The organism is Treponema endosymbiont of Eucomonympha sp. (assembly GCF_001028545.1).
On record NZ_BBPW01000056.1, the window covers coordinates 1 to 5,201 of the forward strand.

Below are 5,201 nucleotides of genomic sequence, written 5' to 3' on the forward strand. Positions count from 1 at the left end.
CGGGGGAGTGGCGAAAGACAACCGTTTGTTTATCAACGCGGCAGCATGGCAGACGCGCACGGGCGCTCCGTGGAGGGATATACCGCCAGAATTCGGGAACTGGAACAGCATACACAAGCGGTTTTGCCGCTGGCGGGACAAGGGAATAGGGAAAAGGCTGGCGGACGCCGCAATAGGCGAGCCTGCCGGGGATATCCGTATGATAGATTCGACGTATATCAAGGCACACGCGGACGCGTGCGGGGCGTGCGGCGGCACTCAGGACATTAGCCGCACAAAAGGGGGCTAAACAGCAAATTACACCTTGTGGTTGACGAGTACGGGATACCGGCAAGCGGCATTGTGACAAGCGGTACTGTCGCGGATTGTAATCAAGCGCCTCTCCTTATGGAGGATTTGGAGGCGGAAGCGTTTCTTGCGGACAAGGCGTATGACACGAACGAACTGCTCGACATGCTTAAGGAAGCGGATATAACAGCAGTCATCCCTCCGGTTAAAAGCCGAAAAGAGCAGAGAGCGTACAGTCATGAGCTGTATCGGGCACGGCACGTCATTGAAAACGTCTTTCGCGCCCTCAAGCGCTGGCGGGGAATTGCTACGCGCTACGCAAAGCTCACCGCTTCCTTCATCGCCGCCATTCATGTCAGGTGTTTGTTTCTCTACCTTCCAGTCCACGCTACCTAAACGCCTGCAACGAAAGTCTTGTTGGAAGCAACGCGAGTCTAAACGCCTGCAACGAGAGTCTTGTTGGAAGCAACGCGAATCTGAACGCCTGCAACAAGAGTCTTGTTGCAGGCAACGAAAGACTGACCGCGTGCAAAAAGAGACGGAATGTCGGGCAAAACGGCGTGCCGGAGCGGACGAATAGGCGGAAAAGCACAGAACCCAGAAACGGCGGCGGGTTTTGGGACAGGCAAGCGCGGCTGTTCGGCTGTTGCCGTCCGGCTGCCGCTTGAATAAAACCTTTTTTCTCTATATAGTGCTTCCCGAAATAAATACAGGGAATATATGTCGGAGGGTGTATGACAATAAGTTACATGCTCGGTCAAAGCCTTGTGCTGACCTTGCTGGGAATAGGCGTCGTGTTTGCGTTCATCATCGTCATGATTGCGTGTCTGACGCTGGTTCACCGCATAGTGCATTCGCTCAAGCTCGACGCTGAAGCGGCGGCGGAGACTCCGGCAGCGAGCGTCCCCGCGGCGGCAAGCGCGGGAACGGCGCATATCGCTGCGATCGCCGCCGCAGTGCGGGCAAAACAGGGCTAGGGGGATAAGACAAAATGGCACACAAAGTGAATATCACCGATTTGGTGCTGCGCGACGCGCAGCAGTCGCTGCACGCGACGCGGATGACCCTCGCCGATATGCTTCCGGCGTGTCCCAAGCTGGATAAAATCGGCTATGCCAGCCTTGAGGCTTGGGGCGGCGCGACGTTCGATTCGTGCATACGGTTCCTGAACGAAGACCCGTGGGAACGCCTGCGGAAGCTCCGCGCGGCGCTGCCGAACACCAAAATCATGATGCTGCTCCGCGGGCAGAACCTGCTGGGCTATCGGCACTACGCCGACGACGTGGTCGACAAGTTCGTCGACCTTGCGGCGAAGAACGGCGTAGACGTGTTCCGCATCTTCGACGCCTGCAACGACCCGCGCAACCTGAAGCGCGCCACCGACGCGGCGAAAAAAACCGGCAAACACGTCCAAATGGCGATTTCCTACGCTACGACGCCGTACCACACGAAGGGAATCTACGCTGACCTCGCCAAATCCTACGCTGAATTCGGCGCGGATTCCGTCTGCATAAAGGATATGTCTGGACTGCTGAAGCCGTACGAAGCCTTTGATTTGGTGAAGGCAATTAAGAAGAAGGCTGACATTCCGGTTCAGATTCACACCCACGCCACGACGGGACTTTCGGTGGCGACGCTCGTGAAGGCGGCGGAAGCGGGCGCGGAAATCCTCGACACGGCGATTTCGTCTATGGCTATGGGCACCTCGCACAGCCCGACCGAAACCGTCGTCGAAGCTTTCCGCGGCACACCCTACGATACGGGGCTGGACATACAGGCATTGCTCGAAATCGCCGCGTATTTCCGCGAGGTGCGGAAGAAGTACGCAAGGTTTGAGTCTAGCTTCCTCGGCGCGGACACGCGAATCCTCGCATCGCAGGTGCCGGGCGGAATGCTTTCCAACCTCGAAAACCAACTGAAAGAGCAGGGCGCGTCGAATAAAATCGACGACGTGCTGAAAGAGATTCAGCTCGTGCAGAAGGACTGCGGCTATATCCCGCTCGTTACCCCGACGAGTCAAATCGTCGGCACACAGGCGGTGTTCAACGTGCTGTTCGGGCGCTACGAGCGGCTGACGCAGGAAACCCGCGACCTTTTGACCGGACGCTACGGCGCGACTCCCGCAACGCCGAACCCGGACCTCGTGACAAAGGCGCTTGAGCAGAACAAAATGGACGCGCCCGTAACGTGCCGCCCCGCAGACCTCGTGCCGAACGAATTCGACAGGATTTCGGCGGAAGCGAAGGCGGCGGGGGCGCAGACCGACGAAGACATTCTGACCTTCGCCATGTTCCCGAAGGTCGCGCCGAAGTTCTTTGCCGAACGCGCGAATGGACCCGTTTCGTCGGATTCGTTCGCGCTCCCGAAGCCGGGCGCGGCGCCTTCAAAAGGCGGCTCGTATACGGTGAACGTAAACGGCACCGCATACAGCGTAAGCGCCGGTCCCGCTGGAGACACGATGAATATCACCGTGAACGGTACTCCGTATAGCGTGGCATTCGGCGCGGCGGGAACAGTGCCTCCTGCGGGCGGGACTATGTCGACAAGCGCGGCTCCGGCAGCGGCGTCGGGCGGCACCGATATTACCGCACCGGTCGCGGGCACCTTGCTCAAGCACGTCATTCCGGCGGGAACGGCGGTAAAAACCGGTCAGACGGTGCTTTTAATCGAATCCATGAAAATGGAGCTTGAAATCAAGGCGACAGCCGACGGCACCGTTTCCTACAGAGCCGCGCCGGGCAGCCAGATTGCGGCGGGGCAGGTGCTCGGCAGAATCGGCGGCGCGGCAGTTGCGCCGCCTGCGCCTGTCGCGGTTCCCGTTCCGGCAGCGCCCGCTCTTGCGGCGGCGCCGTCAGGAAGCGGCGCTGCGGTGAATGCGCCGGTTGCGGGCACCCTGCTCAAAAACACGCTGGCGGAAGGCACGGCGGTAACGCCGGGACAGACAATCATCTTAATTGAGTCTATGAAGATGGAATTGGAAGTGAAGGCGGCGTCGAACGGCACGGTTCACTATTTGGCTCAGCCCGGCTCGACTATCGCCGCCGGGCAGCCGCTTGCGGAAATCAGATAGGAGCGTAACATGCTGGGAGTTAAGACGTTAAAGCAAAAGGCGCTGCGCTATACGCTGGTAATGCTCGGAATCGCGCTCGCCTATTCGGTGGCGGCGACCGCGTTTGCTGCGGGCGACACGGGTGAGGTCGCGTCGTTCCGCAATATGGGCGCAATCATCAAGGGCAGCGAGAAGGTGCCGAACATTTCGGTGTCGAAGTTTTTGTCGAACACGCTGCGCAACACGGGACTCAGCGCGCTTGCCGATAAGCCGGAACAAGTCGCCGACCCGTTTGCCGCAGCCCCGGAAACCGAAGTCGCAGAATCGGCGTACACGGTCGCAGTACCGACGGTGCCGGTCGCGGGGTGGCAGCGGTTCTTTATGGTGGCGGTCGGGTTTCTTATCGTGTATCTGGGCGTAGCGAAGGGCTTTGAGCCGCTGCTGCTTGTCCCGATAGGCTTCGGCACGATATTCGTGAACATTCCGGGCGGCGGAATGTACGCCGAGCATTCGGGCATGCTCAAAATCGTCTACGACGCGGGCGTGGGCAACGAATTCTTCCCTATGCTCATATTTATGGGAATCGGCGCGATGACGGACTTCGGCCCGCTGATTGCGAACCCCAAGACGGCGCTTTTGGGCGGCGCGGCGCAGCTGGGCGTGTTTGTCACGCTGTTCGGCGTCGCGCTGTTCAACCTGATTCCGGGAATCGATTACCACATGCTGCAAGCCTGCGCGATTTCGATTATCGGCGGCGCGGACGGACCCACGACAATTTATGTTGCGGGCAAGCTGGCGCCGGAGATGATGGCCGTAGTCGCGGTAGCGGCGTATTCGTATATGGCGCTCGTGCCGATGATTCAGCCGCCGATTATGAAGCTTTTGACCAGCGAAAAAGAACGCCGAATTAAGATGAAGCAGCTCCGCGCGGTGTCGAAGACAGAGAAAATACTCTTTCCGCTCGTGGTGCTGGCGCTGGCGATTCTGTTTATCCCGGCGGCGGCGCCGCTTATCGGCATGCTGTCGTTCGGCAACTTCGTGAAGGAAATCGGCGTGATAAACCGTTTGAGCAAGACTATGGAAAATGAGATGCTGAATATCGTCTCTATCCTGCTGTCGCTGGGGGTCGGCTCGCAGATGACGCCGGAAAAAATCATGAACCCCGGCTCTATCGGAATCATCGCGCTGGGCTTGTTCGCGTTTGCGGTGGCAACTGCGGGCGGCGTGCTTATGGCAAAGTTCATGAACCTGTTCTTAAAGGAAAAGATTAACCCGCTTATCGGCTCGGCGGGCGTGTCCGCCGTCCCAATGGCGGCGCGCGTGTCAAACAAGGTCGGAATGGATTCCGACCCGTCAAACTTCCTGCTCATGCACGCAATGGGACCGAACGTTGCGGGCGTTATCGGCACCGCGATTGCGGCGGGCGTGTTTATCGCCACCTACGCCAAATAGCGGCGGAACCCCAGAGCCGGCTTCGGAAACGGAGCCGGTTTTTTATGCGGCGGACGGGCGCGCACGGTATACGAGGAATTAAGCGAGACAGGCACATTAAAACTATAGGAAGATAGTATGAACGTAGGTGAAGATATTGTAGCAGCATATTTACAATATATAAAGAAATGTGAATTTGTACGGGTGAATTTTTATATACCGGATATTCAGGGTGAAATAGACGTTATTGGAATCAACCTAAATGAAAAAACAGTATATATTTGTGAAGTAGCAATGCATTTAATAACGGGATTACAGTATGTTAAAGATAAGTCTCCAAATAATATAAATAAATTATATGATAAGTTTTGCAAAGATATTGCATATGCCAAGAAATATTTTTCAGGTTATGAAAAGAAGATTATGTTATGGT

The 5,201-nt window shown here is 57.1% G+C and carries 6 protein-coding genes and 1 pseudogene; all 7 read left to right on the top strand.

Features of this window, described 5'->3' with window-relative positions:
- Positions 1 to 289 (top strand): transposase (locus tag AWU74_RS03755; protein WP_162504759.1); only part of this gene is annotated, 289 nt, incomplete at its 5' end.
- Positions 290 to 303: 14 nt separating this feature from the next.
- A pseudogene (locus tag AWU74_RS03760) lies at positions 304 to 684 on the top strand (transposase); the annotation flags it as partial.
- A 147-nt stretch (positions 685 to 831) separates the two neighbouring features.
- Positions 832 to 960: a hypothetical protein gene (locus AWU74_RS13150; protein WP_306700278.1), complete on the top strand. Its 129-nt coding sequence runs from the start codon at positions 832 to 834 to the stop codon at positions 958 to 960.
- Positions 961 to 1,022: 62 nt separating this feature from the next.
- Complete coding sequence (locus tag AWU74_RS03765) at positions 1,023 to 1,265, top strand: OadG family protein (protein WP_062327749.1); 243 nt, start codon at positions 1,023 to 1,025, stop codon at positions 1,263 to 1,265.
- Positions 1,266 to 1,279: 14 nt separating this feature from the next.
- Positions 1,280 to 3,358, top strand: a complete 2,079-nt coding sequence (gene oadA, locus AWU74_RS03770) for a sodium-extruding oxaloacetate decarboxylase subunit alpha (RefSeq protein ID WP_062327752.1) — start codon at positions 1,280 to 1,282, stop codon at positions 3,356 to 3,358.
- A gap of 9 nt (positions 3,359 to 3,367) precedes the next feature.
- Entirely contained in the window at positions 3,368 to 4,789 is a 1,422-nt protein-coding gene (locus AWU74_RS03775; RefSeq protein WP_062327753.1) for a sodium ion-translocating decarboxylase subunit beta, read from the top strand.
- A 117-nt stretch (positions 4,790 to 4,906) separates the two neighbouring features.
- Positions 4,907 to 5,201 (top strand): YraN family protein (locus AWU74_RS03780; protein ID WP_162504761.1); only part of this gene is annotated, 295 nt, incomplete at its 3' end.